The sequence below is a fragment of the Herbidospora sp. RD11066 genome (genome assembly GCF_054661255.1).
In genome coordinates, this window is record NZ_BAAGDO010000003.1 from 1,023,622 (window position 1) to 1,042,803 (window position 19,182).

The following is a 19,182-nucleotide window of genomic DNA, read 5'->3' on the forward strand; positions in this document are numbered from 1 at the left end:
AGCCCGAAACTTTCAGCCCACCCGGCAGGAAACGGTCGGCCAGGTGCTGTTGCCGTTGCGCATGATCGTCACGCCCCAGTTGTTGCCGCTGCCGTTCGGGCGCGCGGTCAGCGTCTGGGCGTTGGGGTAGGACGCGGAGATGTTCCACGTGGAACTGATCTTCGCGGGCGACGGGACGTTCATGGTGACCGTCCAGTTGCTCGAGCCGCTCACCGAGACGTTCAGGTTGTAGCGGTCACTCCACGACTGGCCCGCCGACAGGGTCGCCGTGCACGAGCCGCCGCCACCCGGGGGAGGCGTGACGGTCGGGGTGGGCTGGGGGTTGTTCCCGCCGGTCGGGGCCACCGCGCGGCCCGTGCTGGTGGAGATCATGCCGGCGCACAGGTTGCGGCTGGCCAGGTTCTGGGCGATCTGCGGGATGGCGTTCACGGTGGTGGCGTACTGGTCGTGCATCAGGATGACCTGGCCGTTCTGCAACCGGCCGGCCGCCTGGACGATGGCCGAGGTGCTGGCGCCGTTCCAGTCCTGCGAGTCGACGTCCCACAGGACCTCGGTCAGGCCGAGCTGCTGTTCGATCGACCTGAGGGTGGAGTTGGTCTCGCCGTACGGCGGGCGGAACAGGCGCGGGGCGGTGCCGGTGGCCGACTGGATGGCGGTCTGGGTGCGGGACAGTTCCGACTGGATCGCCGAGCTGCTCATCTGGGTCAGGTGCGGATGAGTGTAGCTGTGGTTGCCGACCCACATACCGGCGCTGACCTGGGCTCTGACCAGCGCGGGGTTGGCGGCGGCGTTCTGGCCGGTGTTGAACATGGTGGCCCGCAGGCCGGCGTTGCGCAGCGCGTTGAGCAGGGTGTTGGTGTTGCCGCCTGGGCCGTCGTCGTAGGTCAGGCCGACGTACCCGGCGCTGCAGTCGGCGGCCTTCGCGGGCAGGGAGACGAATGCTCCAGCCAGGGCGACGGCCGCGGTGAGTAAGACCGTTCTGAGACGCATGGGGGAACCTCCGGAGGGGCGAGCGGCTACCGACGCATTCTGGGAACGTGTTACGAAAATTGTCAATCAGTAACAGAAACTTTCGGTACTTGACGGGGGCGTAGGGCACGACGCACGATCATGGTGCCTTCTGGTCAGGAGGAGGCTTCCGTTCACCGCTCCCGAGCCAGGTGTTGTGATGCCGAAAATCCTCCTGCGTGCCGCGTCGCTGTTACTGCTGACGCCGCTCCTCACTCCGACCGCCGCCCATGCCGACCCGCCCGCGCCCGTTCCGGTCACCGTGAACGTCAGGGCCGGGCTCGCCGTCGTCCCCGACACCGGAATCGGTGCCAACCACGCCGTCTGGGACACGACCCTGGGCCGCAACGACACCGCCGACCTGCTGAAGGACGCCGGGGTGCAGATGGTGCGCTACCCCGGCGGCTCCTACTCCGACATCTACCACTGGGAGACCCACACCGCCCCCGGCGGCTACGTCGCGCCCAACACCGACTTCGACACGTTCATCGCCGGGGCCCGCCGGACCGGCGCGCAGCCGATCGTGACCGCCAACTATGGCACCGGCACCGCGGAGGAGGCGGCGGGCTGGGTCGAGTACGCCAACGTCACCAAGGGCTACGGCGTCAAATACTGGGAGATCGGCAACGAGAACTACGGCAACGGCCGCTACGGCACCCCCTGGGAGGCCGACGAACGCGCCGACAAGAGCCCGGCCGAATACGCCCGCCAGGTGGTCGCCTACGCCGACGCGATGAAGGCCGTCGACCCGACCATCAAGATCGGCGCCGTGCTGACCACGCCGGGCGAGTGGCCCGACGCCATCACCGCCGGTGGAGACGCCGGGCCGTGGAACCAGGTCGTCCTCACCAACGCCGCCGCCAAGATCGACTTCGTGATCCTGCACTGGTATCCGGGCGCGACCAACCGCACCGACCGGATCGCCGACATGGTCCAGCTCGCCAAGGACCAGGTCGCCAAGTACACCGGCCGTACGAACATCGGCATCGCGATGACCGAGTTCAACACCGGCAGCAGCGCCAACGGCGCCACCACCCAGCCGGGCGCGGTCGCCGCCGCCGACTCCTACGCGCAGTTGCTCGCGGGCGGGGTGTTCTCGGTCGACTGGTGGAACGTCCACAACGGCATCGGCGCGGTCAGCCAGGTCGCCGGGCACACCGACTACGGCGACTTCGGCCTGCTGTCGAGCGCCGGGTGCACCAGTGACGGCACGGTCTGCGAACCGGCGTTCAACACCCCGTTCGCGCCCTACTACGCGCTGCAGATGATGAGCAAGTTCGTGAGACCCGGTGACCAGTTCGTCAAGGCCACCACGGGCAACCCGGCCGTGGTCGCGCACGCCGCCCGCCGCCCCAACGGCGACCTGGCGGTCCTGCTGCTGAACACCTCCCACGACACCACCCACACGGTCGGCCTCGGCTACCAGGGCTTCACCCCGTCGGCCGCCGCCCCCACCGGCTGGCTGCACACCAACGGCGCCTCCGCGCTGTCGACCTCCCCTTCGACCACTCTCGCGCCGCTCTCCATGACGACGCTCGTGATCAAGGCCGCGTCCAACCCGGCCGGACTGCCGGGCGCCGCCGGCCAGCCGTCCGTCTCGAACGTCACCGGCACGACCGCGACGATCACGTGGCCGGTCGCGACCGCCGGTAGCCGTCCGATCAGCAAGTACGAGGTCCACAACCAGGCCGGCGGTCAGTTCGGCGAGACCCCCGGCACCAGCCTCAACCTGAACAACCTGATCCCGAACACCCGCTACACCGTGAACGTCATCACCCGCGACGCCGGGGGCGGCACCTCCCGCCCGTCGGTCCCGCTGACCTTCACCACCGGCAACCCCGCGCCGGGCGGCTGCAAGGTGGTGCTGACCGACGCGTCCAACTGGGGCAACGGCTACGTCGGCTCGATCGACATCACCAACCTGGGCGACCCGATCGACGGCTGGACCCTGACCTTCAAGTGGCCCCGGACCTGGCAGACCCTCGGCAGCGGCTGGAACGGCACCTGGACCGAGAGCGGCCAGACCGTGACGGTCACCAACGCCGACTTCAACAAGACGGTGGCCACCGACTCCACGATCAACATCGGCTACGTCGGCAACTACGCCGGCCCGAACATCTACCCGACCGGCTTCAAACTCAACGGCCGCGTCTGCGGCTAGGACACCGTCGCGGCCCGGCGCTCCCTCGCGGTGCCGGGCCGCTCATGGTCTGATCAGTTTTGCTGTGTGATGTGCCGGACCGCCCGATACCCGAAGACCACTGCCGGGCCGATGGTCGAACCGGGGCCTGGATAAGTTCGGCCCATCACCGAGGCGGTGGTGTTGCCGGCCGCGTACAGGCCCTCGATGGCCGTGCCGTCGTCGCGGAGGACTCGGGCGTCGGCGTCGGTGAGGAGGCCGCCCTTGGTGCCGAGGTCCCCGGGGACCAGGCGCAGCGCGCGGAACGGGCCCTTCTCGACCGGGCCCAGATTCGGGTTGGGCTTGACCCGGGGGTCGCCGTAGTAGTTGTCGTAGACGGTGCGGCCCCGGCCGAAGTCCTTGTCGACGCCGTCGTGGGCGAACCCGTTGAAGCGTTCGACGGTCGCGGCCAGTCTCTCCGGCGGTACGCCGATCTTCCAGGCCAGCGCGTCGAGGGTGTCGGCCTCGACGAGTTCCCCGGCCTGCTGGAACGCCTTCTTGCGTCCGAGGATCGCCGTCGACAGATACCGCCGCGCCTGCCGCACATCGCTGACCAGCCAGAACGGGCCCTCGTGCGCCAGCATGGCGTGCCCGAAGTCGATGTACGACACCGACTCGTTCACGAACCGGTCGCCCGCGCCGTTCACGACCAGCGAGAACGGAAAAGACCGCTCCGACAGCACGAACCCGTTCCCGCCGCCGGGGTTGACGGTCCCGGCGCCCCACCAGGCGTCGTCCATCAGCTCGAGACGGGCGCCCACCTTGGCGCCGAGGTCGATCGCCTGGCCGAGGTCGCCCTCGGGAGCGGCCGAGTAGCCGGGGATGCCGTGGTGCCGCTGCCGCCACTCGGTGTTGTGCGCGAACCCGCCCGCGGCCAGCACGACCCCCCGCGACGCGCGGATCTCCTTCTCACCCACGCGGGCGCCCACGACCCGGCCGTCTTCGACCAGAAGATCGTCCACGGGAGAGGAGAGCCACACCGGCGTCTGCTGCCTGAGCACGATGTGCATGAGTGAGCAGGCCAGCGCTCCACCCATGCCTACCAGCCGCTTCCCGCTCGCGATCCCGCCGAGCGTGCGGAACACGAACCGCGCTCCCCGCACGAAGCCGCGCGGCGTCGACCAGGCCCGGGTCAGCAGCCAGACGTCGTTGGTCATCACGGGAGCGGGCAGGCCGTCGCGGGCGCGCGAGGTGGCGTACCAGGAACCGAGCCTTTTCGTGTCGAACGGGGCGACCTCGATGGCGCGGCCGGTCTTCCCGCCGGGCCGGTCGGGATAGTAGTCGGGGTAGTCGGGCGACCGCCGCCACCGCACGCCGAGCCGCCCGAGCATCCTGACCACGTCGGGCCCGCTGTCGAGGAAGGCCCGGCGGCGTTCGGGCGAGGAGGCGGGCCCGGCGTCGCCGATGGCCTCCTCCAGGTATTCGAGCGCCTCCTCCTTCGAGTCCCGCACGCCGTCGCGCACCATCAGCGGGTTCATCGGCATCCACAGCCCACCCCCGGAGATGGACGTGGTCCCGCCCCACTTGGCCGTGCTCTCGACGACCAGCACCGTCAACCCGGCCTCGGCGGCGGTGATCGCCGCGGTCAGCCCCGCCGCCCCCGACCCGACGACGAGCACATCGACCTCGGTCACGCCGCCGACCACCCTCCGTCGACCGGCACGAGGGCGCCGTTGACGAACGAGGCGGCGTCGGAGGCCAGGAAGACGGCCACGTCGGCCATGTTCTCGGGCTGCGCCATCAGCTCGCCCAGCGCGATCACCGGCATGAGCCGGGCGGCGCCGGTGGCGTCGAAGTCACCGGCGGAACCGGCGATCCCCGTCATGGTCGGCCCCGGCAGGATCGCGTTGCAGCGGATCCCCTCTTTGGCGTAGGCCCAGGCGACGTTGCGCGTGATCCCGATGACTCCGTGCTTGGACGCCGTGTACGCCACTCCCGCCGCCCCGCCCCTGATGCCCGCCTCCGAAGCGGTGTTCACGATCGCGCCCCGGCCCTGGCGCAGCATGTGGGGGAGCACGGCGTGGGTGACCAGGAACGCCCCGGTCAGGTTGACGCCGATCACCCGGTGCCACATGGCGACGGACACGTCCGCGGGCAGCGCCATGTTGTCCATGATCCCGGCGTTGTTGCAGAGCACGTCGATCCTGCCGTACGCCCCGACGACGGTCTCGACCAGTTGCGCGACCGAGTTCTCGTCGGAGATGTCGGCGGCGACGGCGAGCCCGTTCACGTCTTTGGCGGTCTCCTCTGCGGAGTCCCGGTTGACGTCACAGGCCACGACCGTGGCCCCGGCCTGGGCGAACGCGTGGGCCATCGCCCGCCCGATGCCGGACCCGGCGCCGGTGATCAGAGCGACTCTGTCCGTGAAGGAGGACATGTGGTGCCTTTCGGAGGGGGAACCGGACAACATTGTCCGGTTGTTAACGTACTCCCATGGCTCATGCGCGTCGAGGGGAGAACCGAGGCCCCGGAGCGGCCGCCGAGAACCGGGCGGCCCTGATCGCGGCGGCCCGCGAGGTCTTCGCGGCCGACGGTTACCGGGCGCCGCTGGCGTCCATCACGAAGGCGGCGCGAGTGGGGCAGGGCAGCCTCTACCGCCACTTCCCCGACCGGGTGTCCCTGGCGCTGGCGGTCTTCGCCGACAACATGACCGAGCTGGAAGCCCTGGCCGAACGGCCCGATGTGACCCTCGACGAGGTCCTCGCCATGCTCACCGACCACACGATCGCCTCGACGGCCTTCGTCGACATGGTCGCCGACGCGGGCCTCGACGAACGCGTCGTCGTCATCCGCGACCGGGTGACCCACATCCTGGAAGCTCCGCTGGCCCGAGCCCAGGCCGAGGGCCTGGTCAGAGCCGAGATCGGCGCGGGGGATCTGATGCTGGCGATCGAGATGCTGGCAGGCGCGCTGAGGCACACCCCCGAAGAACATCGGGTACGAGCAGCGGCCCAGGCCTGGAAGCTGATGCGCAACGGCTTCGCCGCCGGATGAGGCGACTACTGGCCCTTTCGGTGCTGCTGGCGGGCACCCAGTGCGCGGCCGTTCCCGACGCCGTCTACCTGGTGAAGAACCGCGACCAGACCGTGCGCGTGTACGAAACCGACGGCGACCCCGTCACCGGAGACATCACGCTGCCGGGAACCAGCAGGGTGCTCCGCGTCCTCGCGGCCGACGACGGCTTCCACGTGGTGACCGAGGCGCAGGAGTGGGGCAGGGACACCTACTACCGATTACGCCCACCCCGCTACACCCCCGAACCCACCGGCGACGTGGCCGGACACGCCCTGGCCATCACCCGCGACAACACCAGGGCCGCCTACGTTACCGGCACCCCTGAAGACGCCACCCTCGTCGTCCGCGACCTGGCGACGGGCGTCGAGACGACCACGAAGACCGACCCCCTCGCCTGGATGACCTGGTCGCCCGACGGACGGCGCCTGCTCCGCTCGACCTCTCCGATCTGCGACGACACGAGCGACTGCGTCTTCCCGGAAACGCTCGGCTTCCTCGGCGCCGCCCGCCCGGTGAAGACCTTCCGGACCATCACGGCCGCCGCCGTGATCGCCGGAGACCGGATCCTCGTCCCCAAACGAGGCGGGACCATCGAGCACTATTCGACCGATGGCAGGCTCCTCGCCCGGATCCGGACGCCAGGCGAGATCGCCCAGCTCTCCGTCAAGGACGACCACCTGCTCGTCGTCATCGCCGGCGGCCCGGAAAGCGGCGGCGGCACCCGCCTCGTCACCGGCCCCCTGACCGGCGGCGACTGGTACGACCTGCCCTGGAACGAGGCCACCATGGAAACAGCCGCCTGGTGACCACGTGTTCACCGAACCGTAGGCGACCACCGATCACCTGAAGCGGGTCACCGTCACCGTGGATCGCGCCCTTCACGACTTCGCCGTGCGCATGATCGAAACCGGACGCGCCGCGTCGATCAACGCGGTCGTCTCCGAAGCACTGGCAGCGGTGCACGCCCGGGACCTGTGATCAAGCCTCCCGGGCCGGGGTGGAGCCGCGGAGGATGATCTCTGTGGGGAGGATGACCTTGCGGGGGGACTGGGTGCCGCCGATCATGGCGAAGAGCATCTGGGCGGCGGTTCTGCCGATGTCGTCCAGGGGCATGCGGACCGTGGTCAGCGTCGGGGTGGTGCGGGCGGCGAAGGAGCGGTCGTCGAAGCCCGTGACCGCCACGTCGTCGGGGACGCGCAGGCCCAGGCTGTGGGCGGCGTCCATGACTCCGGCCGCTATCGTGTCCGAGCCGCAGACCACGCCGGTCGGGCGGCCCGGTTCGCTCAGGAGCTTCAGGGCTTCGGCGGTCGCCGCGTCGGTGTCGAAGGGGACGCGGATCTCGCGGGCCGAGTCGACCGCGTCGCCGGCCGCGTTGACGCACTTCCAGAAGCCCGCCGATCTCAGTTTGCAGGCCGACACGTGGGCCGGGCCGTTGAGCATCACCAGGTCGCGGCGGCCCGTGTCGAGCATGAGGCGGGTCAGGTCGTGGGCGGCGGTGTCGTGGCTGGAGTCGACCCAGCCGACGCCCTCGCGGTTGGTGCGGTGGCCGATCAGAACGGTCGGGGCGCCGATGCCGGTGAGCTGTTTGATCAACGGGTCGCGGGAGCCCGCCGCGGGCAGGACCACGCCGTCGACCCGGCGGCGGACGACCGTGTCGACCACGTGGGCGGCCTTCTCGGCCGACTGGGTCAGCAGCAGGATGTCGTAGCCCGCGCGTTCGGCCGCGTCGCCCAGCGCTCCCAGCAGAGCGGGATAGACCGGATGCATGACGACCTCGGACGCGTGCAGCGGAAACACCACGGCCAGCGTCTGGCTGCGGCCGGTCGACAGCATGCGGGCCGTCGGGTCGACCTGGAACTGGTGCTCTTCGATGATCTGCTGAATGCGCAGCCGGGTCTCCGGGCCCACTCCGGCCTGGCCGTTCATCGCGCGGGAGACGGTCCCTGCGGAGACTCCCGCTAGGGCCGCGATGTCCCTGATTGTCAGCTTTCCTTCCTTTTTGACGTTGATCATCCCCTTGTAAGAAACGTGGACGTAACCTCTTGTGCTCCATCCCGGTAAGAGTCACTATACAACGCAACCGGTTGAGTAAACCGGTTGCGTAACCAGAGGCACGAGATGGTTCGGAGGGATCCCGCCTTGACTGACCTGGGGATCGGCATCGTCGGTCTGCACAACCACTACCACGCGTATCCGTTCGCCGACTATTTGAAGCGGGGCGTCGACGGGCTCCGCCTGGTGGGGGTCGCGGACGAACGGGCCGACTTGGCGAAGGAGTTCGCGGCACAATACACCGACGGCGACTGGACGACCGACTACGCCGAACTGATCCGGCGCGACGACGTCGACGCGGTGATCATCACGTCGTACACGTCGGCCCACGCCGACCACGTGGAGCTCGCGGCGGCGGCGGGCAAGCACGTGCTGCTCGACAAGCCGATCGCGACCACCATGGCCGACGCGCAGCGCATCGTGACGGCGAGCGGCCAGGTCAAGGTCATGATGGCCTACCTGCTGCGCTACCTGCCCGCCTACCGGAAGGTGCTCGACTCGGTCCGCGCCGGGGCGGTCGGCGACCTGGTGTCGGGGTTCTACTCGATCCGGTTCCCCGTCGGGGCGATCACCGACAGCCCCAACACCGACACCCAGGGCTGGTACGCCGACCCGGTGCGCGGTGGCGGCGGCGGGTTCCTCGACCACGGGGTGCACTTCACCGACTTCTTCCGCTGGTTCTTCGGCCAGGACGCCGTCTCCGTGACCGCGCACATGGGCTCGCTGACCTACAAGGACCTGGGCGTCGAGGACTACGGCATCGCCACGTACACGATGGACAGCGGCGCGATCGTGACGGTGGAGAGCACCTGGCACGCGCCCGACTACTTCGGCCCCCTGTCGAGTCCCGACCACGCGTCGCTGAGCGGCACCCGCGGCGAGATCGAACTCCACTACCAGAAGAGCCCCCAGGTCGAGATCCAGGGGATCGACGACCCGTGGAAGGGCCGGCAGTACTTCGACCTGGTCGGCGAGGAACGCTACGAGGCCTGCTACCGCGACCTCTTGGTCGCCTTCCGCGACTGGGTCAACGGCGCGGACCTCGACGGCGTCCCCACGGCCGAAGACGGCCTGAAGGCCCTCGAAATGATCATCGGCGCCTACGAGTCCCACGAGACCGGCCGACGTGTCTCCCTGCCGCTGACGGAGGAATCGTGATGGTCAACGTCGCCTTGATCGGCGCGGGCCGCATCGCTCGCGTCCACGCCAATGCCTATCAAGGTGTCGCCGGAGGCCGACTTGTGGCCTGCACCGACCCGGTCGAGGCCGCGGCCCAAAGCCTGGCCAAGGACTATGGCCTAACGGTCGCCCCGTCCATGGAGGCGATTCTCGACGATCCCGATATCGATGCCGTGCTCATCGCCTCGCCCAATGCGTTGCACCCCGAGCAGGCCATCGCGGCGGTCAAGGCCGGGAAGCACGTCTTCTGTCAGAAGCCCATCGCGCTCACTCTCGAAGAGGCCGACCGGGTCGTCGCCGAGACGGCGGGCATCGACCGCATCCTCCAATACGGCTTCATGCTCCGCTTCACCCCGCCGATGCCGCAGCTCAAGAAGCAGATCGTCGACGACGAGCTCGGCACCCTGATCGCCTCCAGGGCCGCCGTCTTCGGGTGGGAGCCCACCAACGACTGGTTCTACGACCCGGCGCAGGGCGGCGGCGTCATCCTCGACACGCTCGTCCACTTCGCCGACCTGGTGCTCTGGCTGTACGGCCCGGCCGAGAAGGTCTACACCGACGGCGGCGCCTACGTGCTCGACGGCGCCAAGCGCTTCAACAGCCCGGACAACGCCACCATCCAGGTCCGCCACACCACGGGCGTGGTCTCCAGCATGTACGTGACCTGGACCGCCGGCCACGGCAACTTCACCATCGAGACCTACGGCTCCAAGGGCAGCAACTCGATCGACCTGGTGACGAACCAGATCACCAGGACCTTCGACAAGGCCAAGGGCTTCGGCTACCCCGACCTCGTCTGGGACTACGGCTACCGGGGCGAGCAGCAGCACTTCGTCGACCGGATCAACGGCAGAGCGGACAACGTTATCGGCGTCGGTGCCCAGGAGGCCCGCGACGCCCTCGCCCTCTGCCTCGCCGCCCAGCAGTCCCTGGACGAAGCCAGGGTGGTGACCTTCTGATGACCATCAGGATCGTGGTGGTCGGCGCCGGTTTCTGGGCCACCCAGATGCATCTGCCGGCCCTCGCCCAGATCCCCGGCGTGGAGATCACCGGTGTGGTCGCCACCAGCCTCGAATCCGCCGAGAAGGCGGCGGCCCCCTACGGAGCCCGCGCCTACACCGACCTCGAAGAGGCCGTCCAGGACGCCGATGTCGTCGACGTGGTCGCCCCGCCCGACGTCCACCTCCCGGCCGTGAAAACCGCCGCCGAGCACGGCAAGCACGCCATCTGCATCAAGCCCCTGGCCAGAAGCCTCGACGAGGCCGACGAGATGCTCGCAGCGGTGAAAGCGGCCGGAACCCGGCTGTTCTACGCCGAGAACGTCCCTTTCATCCCGGCCGTCCAGGAGGCGAAGAAGCTCGTCGACGCCGGGCAGATCGGGGAGGTCTTCCGGGTCAAGGCCTGTGAGGGCATCGGCGAGCCCCACTCTGACTGGTTCTTCGACCCGGTACGCAGTGGCGGCGGGGCGATGCTCGACATGGCCGTACACAGCCTGGAATTTTGCCGATTCTTCGCCAACGCCCCGATCACCAGTGTCTACGCGGATGCGGACACCTTCGTGTGGGGCGACCGCACCTCGGCCGAGGACACCGCGGTTCTCACCGTTCGCTTCGGTAACGGGGTTCTCGGTCAGTGCGAGGACAGCTGGAGCCTGGCGGGCGCGATGGATTCCCGTTTTGAGGTTTTCGGCACCGAGGGTCGTATCCTCATCGACAACCTGCACAGACAGCCGATGCAGGTGGTCGGCACGACAGGGTGGTCGTTCCCCCTGCCGGTTCCGGGGCTGCTCGCCGACGGGCACCTCACGATGCTGACCCATTTCACCAACTGCATCCGGACGGGCGAGCCCTCGTTCTCCGAGGGTTCCGTGGGACGCGATGTCCTGGCGGTCGTCGACGCGGCGACCCGCTCCCTGGCCAGCGGGCGCCGGGAGAACATACACCACCAATCATCAGAAGGGCAGTCGTCATGATCCGGGTCGGGATGGTCAGCTGGGCGCACGTGCACGCCGAGTTCCGGGCCAAAGCGCTGAGCGAGATCCCCGGCGTCGAGGTCGTGGCGATCTCCGACGACAACGTGGAGAGGGGCCAAGCCGCCGCTGAGAGATGGAATGCGGAATTCATCCCCAATTACAAAGATCTCGTCGCCCGCGATGACGTCGATATCGTCATGGTCCACTCCGAGAACTCCCGCCACCGCGACCAGGTGATCGCGGCGGCCGAGGCCGGCAAGCACGTCTTCTGCGAGAAGCCCGTGGCGACCACGGTGGAAGACGCCAAGGCCATGGCCGAGGCCGTCGCCAAAGCAGGGGTGGACGGCACCGCCGCCTTCGTCAGCCGCTTCAGCAAGGAGGCCGACCGGGCGAAGAAGATCGTCGAGTCGGGCGTCCTGGGGAAGATCCTGCTGACCCGCAGCTTCATCGGCCTGGCCGGGATCGCCGAGATCGGCTGCCCGCCCGACATGGTCGAGTGGATGAACGACCCGGTGCTCGGCGGCGGCGGCGCCTGGATCGACGAGGGATCGCACGGCGTCGACCTGCTGCGCTGGCTCGTCGGTGACATCACCGAGGTCACCGCGATGACCGCCAACCGCGACAAGCCCGGTCTCGACGGCGAGGACATCGCCGTCGCGCTGGCCCGCTACGCCGACGGAGGCCTCGCCGAGATCGGCACGGTGTGGAGTCTGTCGGCCGACATCGGGATGCGGAACTCGCTGGAGATCTACGGCACCGGCGGCTCGCTCGTCATGCGCGCCACCGATCCCTTCCCTCGGGTGGAGGTCTACCGGTCGGGCGACGACCCGCTCTACCGGGGCTGGACCACCCCCCACATCGAACCCGACGTCAGCGAGCCGCACGACTACGGCTCCTGGCCTCCTCACGTGCACCACTACAAGAGGGAAGTCGCCTCCTACATCCATCGCGTTCAGCAGGGCCTGCGGCCGTTCGGCCCCACGCTCGACGACGGCCTGGCGTGCCTGGCCGTCATCGAGGCCGGCTACACCTCCGCCGCCTCGGGGGGCACGGCGGTGCCAGTCACACCCCTTCAGTAAGGAGATGCCCGATGTCTCGACGATCCCCCCGGTGGCCGATAGCGCTCTTCACCGCACTGACCCTGACGGCCTGTGGTTCCACCGGCGGCACGACCGCCACCGGTGACCCCAACGCCGCACCCGCCACCGCCGGTGGCCCGATGGGCAAGTTCACCGGCGAGAAGCTCGTGCTCTCCCGGTGGGCGGGCGACCCGTGGACCAGCGGCCAGAAGGAGGCCGCCGCCGAATGGTCGAAGGACACCGGCGGCACCCTCGACCTCGACGCCGTCCCCTACGAGAACCTGCACGACAAGCAGGCCCTGACCCTTTCGGGGGCCGGTGGCTACGACATCCTCTACGTCCACCCGAGCTGGTTCGGCGAGTTCGCCAAGGCGGGGCATCTCGCCCCGATCGGTGACTACCTGGCCGACGCCAAGCGCAACCCGAGCGGCTTCTCGGCCGATTCGTACCTGCCGAACGTGCTGTCGCAGGGCGCCTATGACGGCAAGCAGTACTGCGTGCCCGACTTCGTGTCGACCACGCTGCTGGCCTACCGGAAAGACGTCTTCGAGGCGGCAGGGATCCCTGCGCCGACCACCCTCGACGAGGTCGCCGCCGCGGCGGCGCAGCTCAACGGCAAGGACGGGATGGCCGGCATCGCCATCCCGGGCAAGCGCGCCGGGGCGGTCGCCGACATCATGGGCTCCCTGCTGACCGCGCAGGACAACTGGTGGTACGGCCCCGACCAGAAGACCAATCTCGACAGGGCGAAGGCCGCCAAGGCCGTCGACTTCTACGTCAAGGCCGCCAAGGCGGCGCCGAGCGGCGTGCTCAACTTCCACGTGGACGAGGCCGCGACGGCCGCCGCCCAGGGCAAGGCCGCGATGATCATCTCGACGACCCCCTCACTCCAGGCGCTGGAGGACCCGGCGAAGTCGGCCACCGCAGGCAAGTGGGGCTACGCACCGCTGCAGTTCACCGCGGGCAAGCCTGCCGGTGAGCTCATCTACTGGAACTGGTGCATCGCGGCCAACTCGCAGCACAAGGACGCGGCCTACTCGTTCCTCCAGTGGTACACCAGCGGCGCCCAGCAGGCGAAGGTGGCGCTCGCCGCCGCCACCGCCGGCGCGACCAAGGACTTCTACACCAACGCCGACGTTCAGGCGAAGCTGCCGTTCCTGACGGCGATGAACGACGCCCTGACCACGTCGAACCCGCAGCCCAGCCTGCCCTCGTGGCCGAAGGCGCAGGACCAGATCGAGCTCGCCGTCCAGGAGGCCATCCAGGGCAAGCTCACGCCCGACCAGGCGGCCGACGCGATGGTCCAGGCCGTCCAGACGACCCTGGGCGGTTGACCGAGCAGCGGGCCCGGAGGGTTGGTTGGCGACCTCCGGGCCCGCTAACCACGGGAGAAGTCATGCGAAAGAAGGCATTGGGCCATTCGATGATGGCCCCGGCGCTGATCCTGCTGGTCGCGCTGATCATCGTGCCGCTGGTCTACTCGGCCGGGCTGTCGGCGTTCAGCTGGAGCCTCACCGACCTCGACCTGCCCAAACAGTTCGTCGGCCTGTCCAACTACACGAAGCTGCTGTCCGACCCGACGGTCGGGACGGCGGTGCTCAACACGGTCGTCTACGTGGTGTTCGCGGTGGGGATCGAGCTCGTGCTCGGGTTCGTCATCGCGGCGGCGCTGTTCGAGATGACCAAGGGGCGCAAGCTCGCCAACGCCCTCATCCTGCTGCCGATGATCATCGCCCCGGTCATCACCGCGCTGCTGTGGCGGTATCTGCTCGACCCCCAGTTCGGGCTGGTCGCCCAGCTCACCGGCACGTCGATCGGCTGGTTCGGGGAGGCTCAGCTCGCCCTGCCCGCGCTGATCGCCGTCGACATCTGGCAGTGGACGCCGTTCGTCATCCTGATCCTGCACGCCGGGATGCTCTCGATCGGCACCGAGCAGTTCGAGGCCGCCTCGATCGACGGCGCGGGCAGGCCCACCATCTACCGGCGGATCGTGATCCCGGCGATCGTGCCGCAGGTCATGATCGTGCTGCTGTTCCGCACGATGGACACCTATCGGATCTTCGACACGGTGTTCGTGCTGACCAAGGGCGGTCCGGGGCTCTCGACCGAGACGATCGGGCTCTATACGTACCGGACCGGGTTCTCCTATTTCGACATGGGCTACGCCATGGCGCTGAGCATCTTCATCCTCGTCACGGTCGTGATCATTTCGAGCGTCTACATCAGGCTGCTGCGCAAGCGGGAGGTGCTCACGTGAAACGCCGCGACTGGTGGATCATCGGTAGCTACGTCGTCGTCGGGCTGTTCCTGCTCTGGGTGCTGGTGCCGATCCTGACGGTGGCGGTGAACTCCTTCAAATCGCCGCAGGACATCTTCTCCTCGACCCCCTCACTGGCATTCACCCCGACCGGCGACAACTTCGGGAAGGTGCTCGGGGAGCTGAGCTTCCAGACCTTCCTGGTCAACAGCACGATCGTGGCGCTCGGCAGCACCCTGCTGTCGATCGTCGTCGGGGTGCCGGCCGCCTACGCCCTCGCCCGCCTCCCTGTGCGCGGGCGCGAGGGCCTGGCCTGGCTGATCCTGTTCACGCGCATGGTGCCCGCCGTCGCGCTCGTGGTCCCGATGTTCGTGATCTTCCAGAAACTCCAGTTGCTCGGTACGTACGCCGCTCTCGTCGCCGCGCACACCACCTTCAACCTCCCGATCGTCATCTGGATGATGCGGTCGTTCTTCGAGGAGCTGCCACGTGACCTCGAAGAGGCGGCGCAGGTCGACGGCACCGGCCGGTTCGGCGCGTTCATGCGTGTCGCGCTGCCGCTGACCTCCCCGGGCCTGGCCGCGACCGGGGTGCTCTGCCTGCTGTTCTCGTGGAACGAGTTCCTGTTCGCGCTCGTCCTGTCGGGCCGCGAGACGCAGACGGTGCCGATCGGCGTGGCGTCGTTCATCGGGACCGTGTCGGTCGACTGGGGCGGCAGTTCGGCCGCCGCCGTGCTGGCGATGATCCCCGTCTTCGTGCTGGGGCTGGCGGCCCAGCGGTTCCTCGTACGTGGCCTGACCTTCGGAGCAGTGAAAGGGTGACGATGATCATCGGCGCGCAGTACTACCGGCCCCCCAACCCGCCGCGCCACGACTGGGACCGCGACCTCGGCCGGATGCGCGAGGCCGGGCTGAACACGGTGAAGTTCTGGGCCTGCTGGAGCTGGATGAACCCCTCGCCAGGGGAGTTCGACTTCGCCGACCTGGACGAACTCATGGACCTGGCAGCGAAGCATCAGCTCGGCGTGGTGATCAACACGATCCTGGAGAACGCGCCCTACTGGCTGGAGGAGCGCCTTCCCCACGCGCGCTACGTCGACCACGAGGGCCGTGCGATCCAGCTGACCGCCGCCATGAACACGCCCGGAGGCGGCTGGCCGGGGCTGTGCTTCGACAATGAGGAGGTGTGGACGGCGGTCACGGCCTTCCTGGAAGCGCTGGTCAGCCGCTACCGGAACCATCCCGCACTGCGGTTCTGGGACGTCTGGAACGAACCCCACCTCGAACCGGCGTCCTACTTCCCCGACCGCATCTACTGCTACTGCCCCGCCTCGCTTGAGCGGTTCGGGACCTGGCTTCAGGAGCGCTATTCGCTTTCCGAGCTGAATGAGACCTGGTCACGGCGCTATTCGTCGTGGGACGAGGTCGCGCCGCCCCGGATCTTCGAGGCGGTGCCCGACATGATCGACTGGCGGGAGCACTGGTTCGGCAACCTCTCCGGCTGGCTCGACCGGCGGTGCGGGATCGTGCGCGGGGCCGATCCGGACACGCCGGTCATGACCCACGTGGCCCTGAGCGGCTTCACCGGCCAGCTGGCCACGCACACGCTCGACGAGTTCGACCTCACGGGTCCGGTCGATCTCTTCGGTACGTCCAGCTTCCCGACCTGGCTGATGGGCGACGACCCGGTCGAGCACCTGTTCAACCTCGACGCGGCCCGGGGCGCGTCGGCCGGGAAGCCCTTCTGGCAGGCCGAACTCCAGGGCGGCCGGGGGCGACGCGACGGCTACAGGAGCACCGGCCACCCGACGGCCGACACGGTCGGCCTGTGGATGTGGAACTCGATCGCGTCGGGCGCCTCCGGGGTCGTCTTCTGGCAGTGGCGCCCCGAGCTGCTGGGCCCGGAAAGCCCCGGCTACGGCCTGTGCGCTCCGGACGGGTCGCTCACCGACCGGGTCCACGCGGTGACCTCCTTCGCCGAGGCGGTGCGGGACCTGGGCGAGATCGTCCCCGAACCGGGGAAGACCGGCCTGCTCGTCTCCCGCCGCTCCGCCCTGCACGCCTTCGCGACCGACCGGACCATGGACCTCTACCGGGATGCCGTGATGGGGGCGTACCGGCTGCTGTCGGACGCCGGCGAACCGGTCGAGATCCTCCACGACACCCGGGCCATCCCCGACCACATCGAGGCGATCTACTGGCCGATGCCCTCGGTCGCCTCACCCGAACTGGCCGAGGCCCTCGACGCGTTCGTCGCCCGGGGCGGCACCCTGGTGGCCGAGGCGGCGCCCGGCGAATACGCCCCGAACGGGGCCCGCCGCCCGCGCATCCTGCTCGAAGAGCTGTTCGGCGTCCACCATGTCGACGCCGACCTCGCCTCCGGTTCGTTTGAATACGACGGCGCGCAACTGCCGACCTGCTGGCAGCGCGACCACCTTCGGCTGGAGGGCGCCGAGGCGCTGGCCTGCTTCGCCGACGGCGGTCCGGCGATCACCCGCCACCGCACCGCCGTCCTGGTGGGCACCTACCTGTCGCTGGCCTATGGCCGGAAGGCCGACCCGACGCTGAGATCGGCCGTTCTCGACCTGCTCGGACGCCCCGGCCAGGGCGTCCCGGGCCTCTACACCCGCCCCGTGACGATCGGCGGCCGCCCGGCCGTGATCGCGGTCAACTGGACCTACGAGGAACAGGGCGGGGTTCCCGCCCGCAGCGGTCAGCTCTTGGGCAGCCACACCCGCATGGTCGCCGGGCCGTGATTGCCCCACTGGTAGTAGGGCCGCAGCCGTAGCCGCACCGGCTCGCCCCCGTCGTCCACGGGCGGGCCGTACGGCCACGGCTGGTCTTCCACCTGCGTCAACGTCGCCGCGACCTCCAGCCCGTCGTCCGTCACGGCCGGCGGCTGCGAGGTGTCGACGGTGATCCGCGACAGCGGCGGCTGGTCGCCGGGGGCCTCGGCGCAGTAGACGAGAGGGCCGTGCTCGACCGCGACGCAGCCGCGCAGGGCGTCGATGCGCGAGTCGGGCTCGACCCAGCGCGGGGTCATCCGCAGGTCGACGGAGACCTCCTCGCCGGGCGTCCAGACGCGGGACCACTCGGCCGTGCCGCCGCCCGCCCACAGGGGGAGCCTTAACGACAGTACCCGGAGCCGGTCGGGGGCCTCGACCACGCGCAGGGTCGCGGTTCCCGACCACGGGACGTCGGTGGACATCTCGATCACGAAGCCGTCGTGCTCGACGCGGGCCGGGGTGAGGTGCTGGATCTGCACACCGGCGTCGTTGCTGGTGGCGACGTAGGCGGGCAGGGCGGCGAAGGTCCTGGCCAGGTTCGTCGGGCAGCACGACACCGCCCGCCACGGGGCCCGCAGGCTCCCGTCGGCGCGGGGGCTGACACCTGAGACGGTCTCGGCGGGCACCCTGACCTGGAGCGGGTTGGTGTAGAAGAACGACTGGCCGTCGAGGGCGGGGCCGGCCGCGATGACGTTGTAGAAGGTGCGCTCCGCGACGTCGGCGTAGCGGCGGTTGCCGGTGGCCAGCAGGAGCCGGTGCGACAGCATGAACGACGCCACTCCGGCGCACGTCTCGTTGTAGGCGCGGTCGGGCGGCAGTTCCCAGTCCTCGCCGAACGACTCGCCGCTGTGCCGGGAGCCCATGCCGCCGGTGAGGTGGGTGCGGCGGGCGACGGTGCGCTCCCACTGGCGTTCGACCAGGTCGAGCAGGTCGCGGTCGTTGGTCTCGACGGCCAGGTCGACCACGGCGCTGCTCAGGTAGAGCATCCTGACGGCGTGGCCGCGGAAGACGTCGGCCTTCCTGATCGGCACGTCGTCCTGGAAGTAGGCGCGGCCGAACTCGATGTCCGAGAGGGCCGGGGTGCCCCTGCGGTCGATGAAGCGGCGGGCCATCTCCAGGTAGCGCTCGGTCTTGGTCACGCGGTAGAGCTCGATCAGGGCCATCTCGATCTCGGCGTGGCCGCAGACGCCGCGTCCGTTCATGAACACGTCGCAGACGTGGTCGGCGGCGCGCCTGGCGACCTCGAACAGCTCGCCGCCGCCCGCGGCACGGGCCTGGGCCACCCCGGCCTGGATCAGGTGGCCGTAGCAGTAGAGCTCGTGGCCCCATTCGAGGTCGGTGTAGCGGGCGTGGCCCCATTTGGTGTTGAGGTAGCCGTCGGACTCCTGGGCGGCGGCGAGCACCGCGCTCAGCGCTTCGAGGCGCGGGTCGCCTCTCCAGGCCATGGCCTCCATCAGCTTGTAGACCTCGGAGTCGCTGAACTCCCGGCCCCGGCGCGGGGCGCCGGTGAAGTTGGCCACCCAGCCGACCCGGTCTATCCATTCGTGACAGTGATCGATGATCGTCTCGGTGGGCAGTGCGCCCCAGAATCCGTCGTGAAGTCGTACCGAAGAGATCCCCAGAGGAGTCAGCACGCCACCCGATGGCACGACAGGA

At 69.2% G+C, this 19,182-nt stretch carries 16 protein-coding genes; 11 read left to right on the forward strand and 5 right to left on the reverse strand.

Annotation, left to right across the window (positions count from 1 at the left end; genetic code table 11):
* Positions 1-12: 12 nt before the first annotated feature.
* Entirely contained in the window at positions 13-990 is a 978-nt protein-coding gene (locus tag ACYQ78_RS16395; RefSeq protein WP_459801680.1) for a polysaccharide deacetylase family protein, read from the reverse strand.
* A 178-nt stretch (positions 991-1,168) separates the two neighbouring features.
* On the opposite strand from ACYQ78_RS16395, the gene ACYQ78_RS16400 reads away from it, so the two are divergent.
* On the forward strand, positions 1,169-3,169 hold the full coding sequence (locus tag ACYQ78_RS16400; RefSeq protein WP_459801681.1) for a cellulose binding domain-containing protein: 2,001 nt from the start codon (positions 1,169-1,171) through the stop codon (positions 3,167-3,169).
* A 53-nt stretch (positions 3,170-3,222) separates the two neighbouring features.
* Here ACYQ78_RS16400 and ACYQ78_RS16405 read toward each other — a convergent pair whose 3' ends face one another.
* Both ACYQ78_RS16405 and ACYQ78_RS16410 read right to left on the reverse strand, forming a co-directional pair.
* Entirely contained in the window at positions 3,223-4,821 is a 1,599-nt protein-coding gene (locus ACYQ78_RS16405; RefSeq protein WP_459801682.1) for an FAD-dependent oxidoreductase, read from the reverse strand.
* Positions 4,818-5,564 carry an SDR family NAD(P)-dependent oxidoreductase gene (locus tag ACYQ78_RS16410; protein WP_459801683.1) on the reverse strand — a complete coding sequence of 249 codons (747 nt, stop codon included), beginning with the start codon at positions 5,562-5,564 and terminating at the stop codon, positions 4,818-4,820. The genes ACYQ78_RS16405 and ACYQ78_RS16410 overlap by 4 nt, the downstream gene beginning before the upstream one ends.
* A 56-nt stretch (positions 5,565-5,620) precedes the next feature.
* Between ACYQ78_RS16410 and ACYQ78_RS16415 the strand changes: the two genes are divergently transcribed.
* Positions 5,621-6,181, forward strand: coding sequence for a TetR family transcriptional regulator (locus ACYQ78_RS16415; RefSeq protein WP_459801684.1), 561 nt, complete (start codon positions 5,621-5,623; stop codon positions 6,179-6,181).
* The gene (locus ACYQ78_RS16420; protein WP_459801685.1) at positions 6,178-7,008 is read left to right on the forward strand and encodes a hypothetical protein; all 831 of its coding nucleotides are present in this window, start codon (positions 6,178-6,180) and stop codon (positions 7,006-7,008) included. Before ACYQ78_RS16415 ends, ACYQ78_RS16420 begins: the two co-directional genes overlap by 4 nt.
* 172 nt (positions 7,009-7,180) lie before the next feature.
* Here ACYQ78_RS16420 and ACYQ78_RS16425 read toward each other — a convergent pair whose 3' ends face one another.
* A complete protein-coding gene (locus ACYQ78_RS16425; protein ID WP_459801686.1) occupies positions 7,181-8,215 on the reverse strand; it encodes a LacI family DNA-binding transcriptional regulator in 1,035 nt (344 codons plus the stop codon).
* 126 nt (positions 8,216-8,341) lie between these two features.
* Between ACYQ78_RS16425 and ACYQ78_RS16430 the strand changes: the two genes are divergently transcribed.
* From ACYQ78_RS16430 to ACYQ78_RS16465, 8 genes are all read left to right on the forward strand, one after another.
* On the forward strand, positions 8,342-9,412 hold the full coding sequence (locus ACYQ78_RS16430) for a Gfo/Idh/MocA family protein (RefSeq protein ID WP_459801687.1): 1,071 nt from the start codon (positions 8,342-8,344) through the stop codon (positions 9,410-9,412).
* Positions 9,412-10,392: a Gfo/Idh/MocA family protein gene (locus ACYQ78_RS16435; RefSeq protein ID WP_459801784.1), complete on the forward strand. Its 981-nt coding sequence runs from the start codon at positions 9,412-9,414 to the stop codon at positions 10,390-10,392. The genes ACYQ78_RS16430 and ACYQ78_RS16435 overlap by 1 nt, the downstream gene beginning before the upstream one ends.
* On the forward strand, positions 10,392-11,405 hold the full coding sequence (locus ACYQ78_RS16440; RefSeq protein ID WP_459801688.1) for a Gfo/Idh/MocA family protein: 1,014 nt from the start codon (positions 10,392-10,394) through the stop codon (positions 11,403-11,405). The genes ACYQ78_RS16435 and ACYQ78_RS16440 overlap by 1 nt, the downstream gene beginning before the upstream one ends.
* Positions 11,402-12,484, forward strand: a complete 1,083-nt coding sequence (locus ACYQ78_RS16445; RefSeq protein ID WP_459801689.1) for a Gfo/Idh/MocA family protein — start codon at positions 11,402-11,404, stop codon at positions 12,482-12,484. Before ACYQ78_RS16440 ends, ACYQ78_RS16445 begins: the two co-directional genes overlap by 4 nt.
* Positions 12,485-12,495: 11 nt before the next feature.
* Positions 12,496-13,818, forward strand: coding sequence for an ABC transporter substrate-binding protein (locus tag ACYQ78_RS16450; protein ID WP_459801690.1), 1,323 nt, complete (start codon positions 12,496-12,498; stop codon positions 13,816-13,818).
* A gap of 62 nt (positions 13,819-13,880) precedes the next feature.
* Positions 13,881-14,741 carry a carbohydrate ABC transporter permease gene (locus ACYQ78_RS16455; RefSeq protein WP_459801691.1) on the forward strand — a complete coding sequence of 287 codons (861 nt, stop codon included), beginning with the start codon at positions 13,881-13,883 and terminating at the stop codon, positions 14,739-14,741.
* Positions 14,738-15,562 carry a carbohydrate ABC transporter permease gene (locus tag ACYQ78_RS16460; protein WP_459801692.1) on the forward strand — a complete coding sequence of 275 codons (825 nt, stop codon included), beginning with the start codon at positions 14,738-14,740 and terminating at the stop codon, positions 15,560-15,562. Before ACYQ78_RS16455 ends, ACYQ78_RS16460 begins: the two co-directional genes overlap by 4 nt.
* A 2-nt stretch (positions 15,563-15,564) precedes the next feature.
* Positions 15,565-17,496, forward strand: a complete 1,932-nt coding sequence (locus ACYQ78_RS16465; RefSeq protein ID WP_459801785.1) for a beta-galactosidase — start codon at positions 15,565-15,567, stop codon at positions 17,494-17,496.
* Here the strand turns inward: ACYQ78_RS16465 and ACYQ78_RS16470 are convergent.
* Positions 17,454-19,160, reverse strand: a complete 1,707-nt coding sequence (locus ACYQ78_RS16470; RefSeq protein WP_459801693.1) for a glycoside hydrolase family 127 protein — start codon at positions 19,158-19,160, stop codon at positions 17,454-17,456. The genes ACYQ78_RS16465 and ACYQ78_RS16470 overlap by 43 nt on opposite strands.
* Between the last annotated feature and the right edge of the window lie 22 nt (positions 19,161-19,182).

Bases quoted from the DNA above. Each gene is read 5' to 3' on its own strand.
- ACYQ78_RS16395 (WP_459801680.1), bottom strand. From the start codon at position 990: ATGCGTCTCAGAACGGTCTTACTCACCGCGGCCGTCGCCCTGGCTGGA.
- ACYQ78_RS16400 (WP_459801681.1), top strand. From the start codon at position 1,169: ATGCCGAAAATCCTCCTGCGTGCCGCGTCGCTGTTACTGCTGACGCCG.
- ACYQ78_RS16435 (WP_459801784.1), top strand. From the start codon at position 9,412: ATGGTCAACGTCGCCTTGATCGGCGCGGGCCGCATCGCTCGCGTCCAC.
- ACYQ78_RS16415 (WP_459801684.1), top strand. From the start codon at position 5,621: ATGGCTCATGCGCGTCGAGGGGAGAACCGAGGCCCCGGAGCGGCCGCC.
- ACYQ78_RS16440 (WP_459801688.1), top strand. From the start codon at position 10,392: ATGACCATCAGGATCGTGGTGGTCGGCGCCGGTTTCTGGGCCACCCAG.
- ACYQ78_RS16410 (WP_459801683.1), bottom strand. From the start codon at position 5,564: ATGTCCTCCTTCACGGACAGAGTCGCTCTGATCACCGGCGCCGGGTCC.
- ACYQ78_RS16455 (WP_459801691.1), top strand. From the start codon at position 13,881: ATGCGAAAGAAGGCATTGGGCCATTCGATGATGGCCCCGGCGCTGATC.
- ACYQ78_RS16465 (WP_459801785.1), top strand. From the start codon at position 15,565: ATGATCATCGGCGCGCAGTACTACCGGCCCCCCAACCCGCCGCGCCAC.
- ACYQ78_RS16450 (WP_459801690.1), top strand. From the start codon at position 12,496: ATGTCTCGACGATCCCCCCGGTGGCCGATAGCGCTCTTCACCGCACTG.
- ACYQ78_RS16420 (WP_459801685.1), top strand. From the start codon at position 6,178: ATGAGGCGACTACTGGCCCTTTCGGTGCTGCTGGCGGGCACCCAGTGC.
- ACYQ78_RS16425 (WP_459801686.1), bottom strand. From the start codon at position 8,215: ATGATCAACGTCAAAAAGGAAGGAAAGCTGACAATCAGGGACATCGCG.
- ACYQ78_RS16445 (WP_459801689.1), top strand. From the start codon at position 11,402: ATGATCCGGGTCGGGATGGTCAGCTGGGCGCACGTGCACGCCGAGTTC.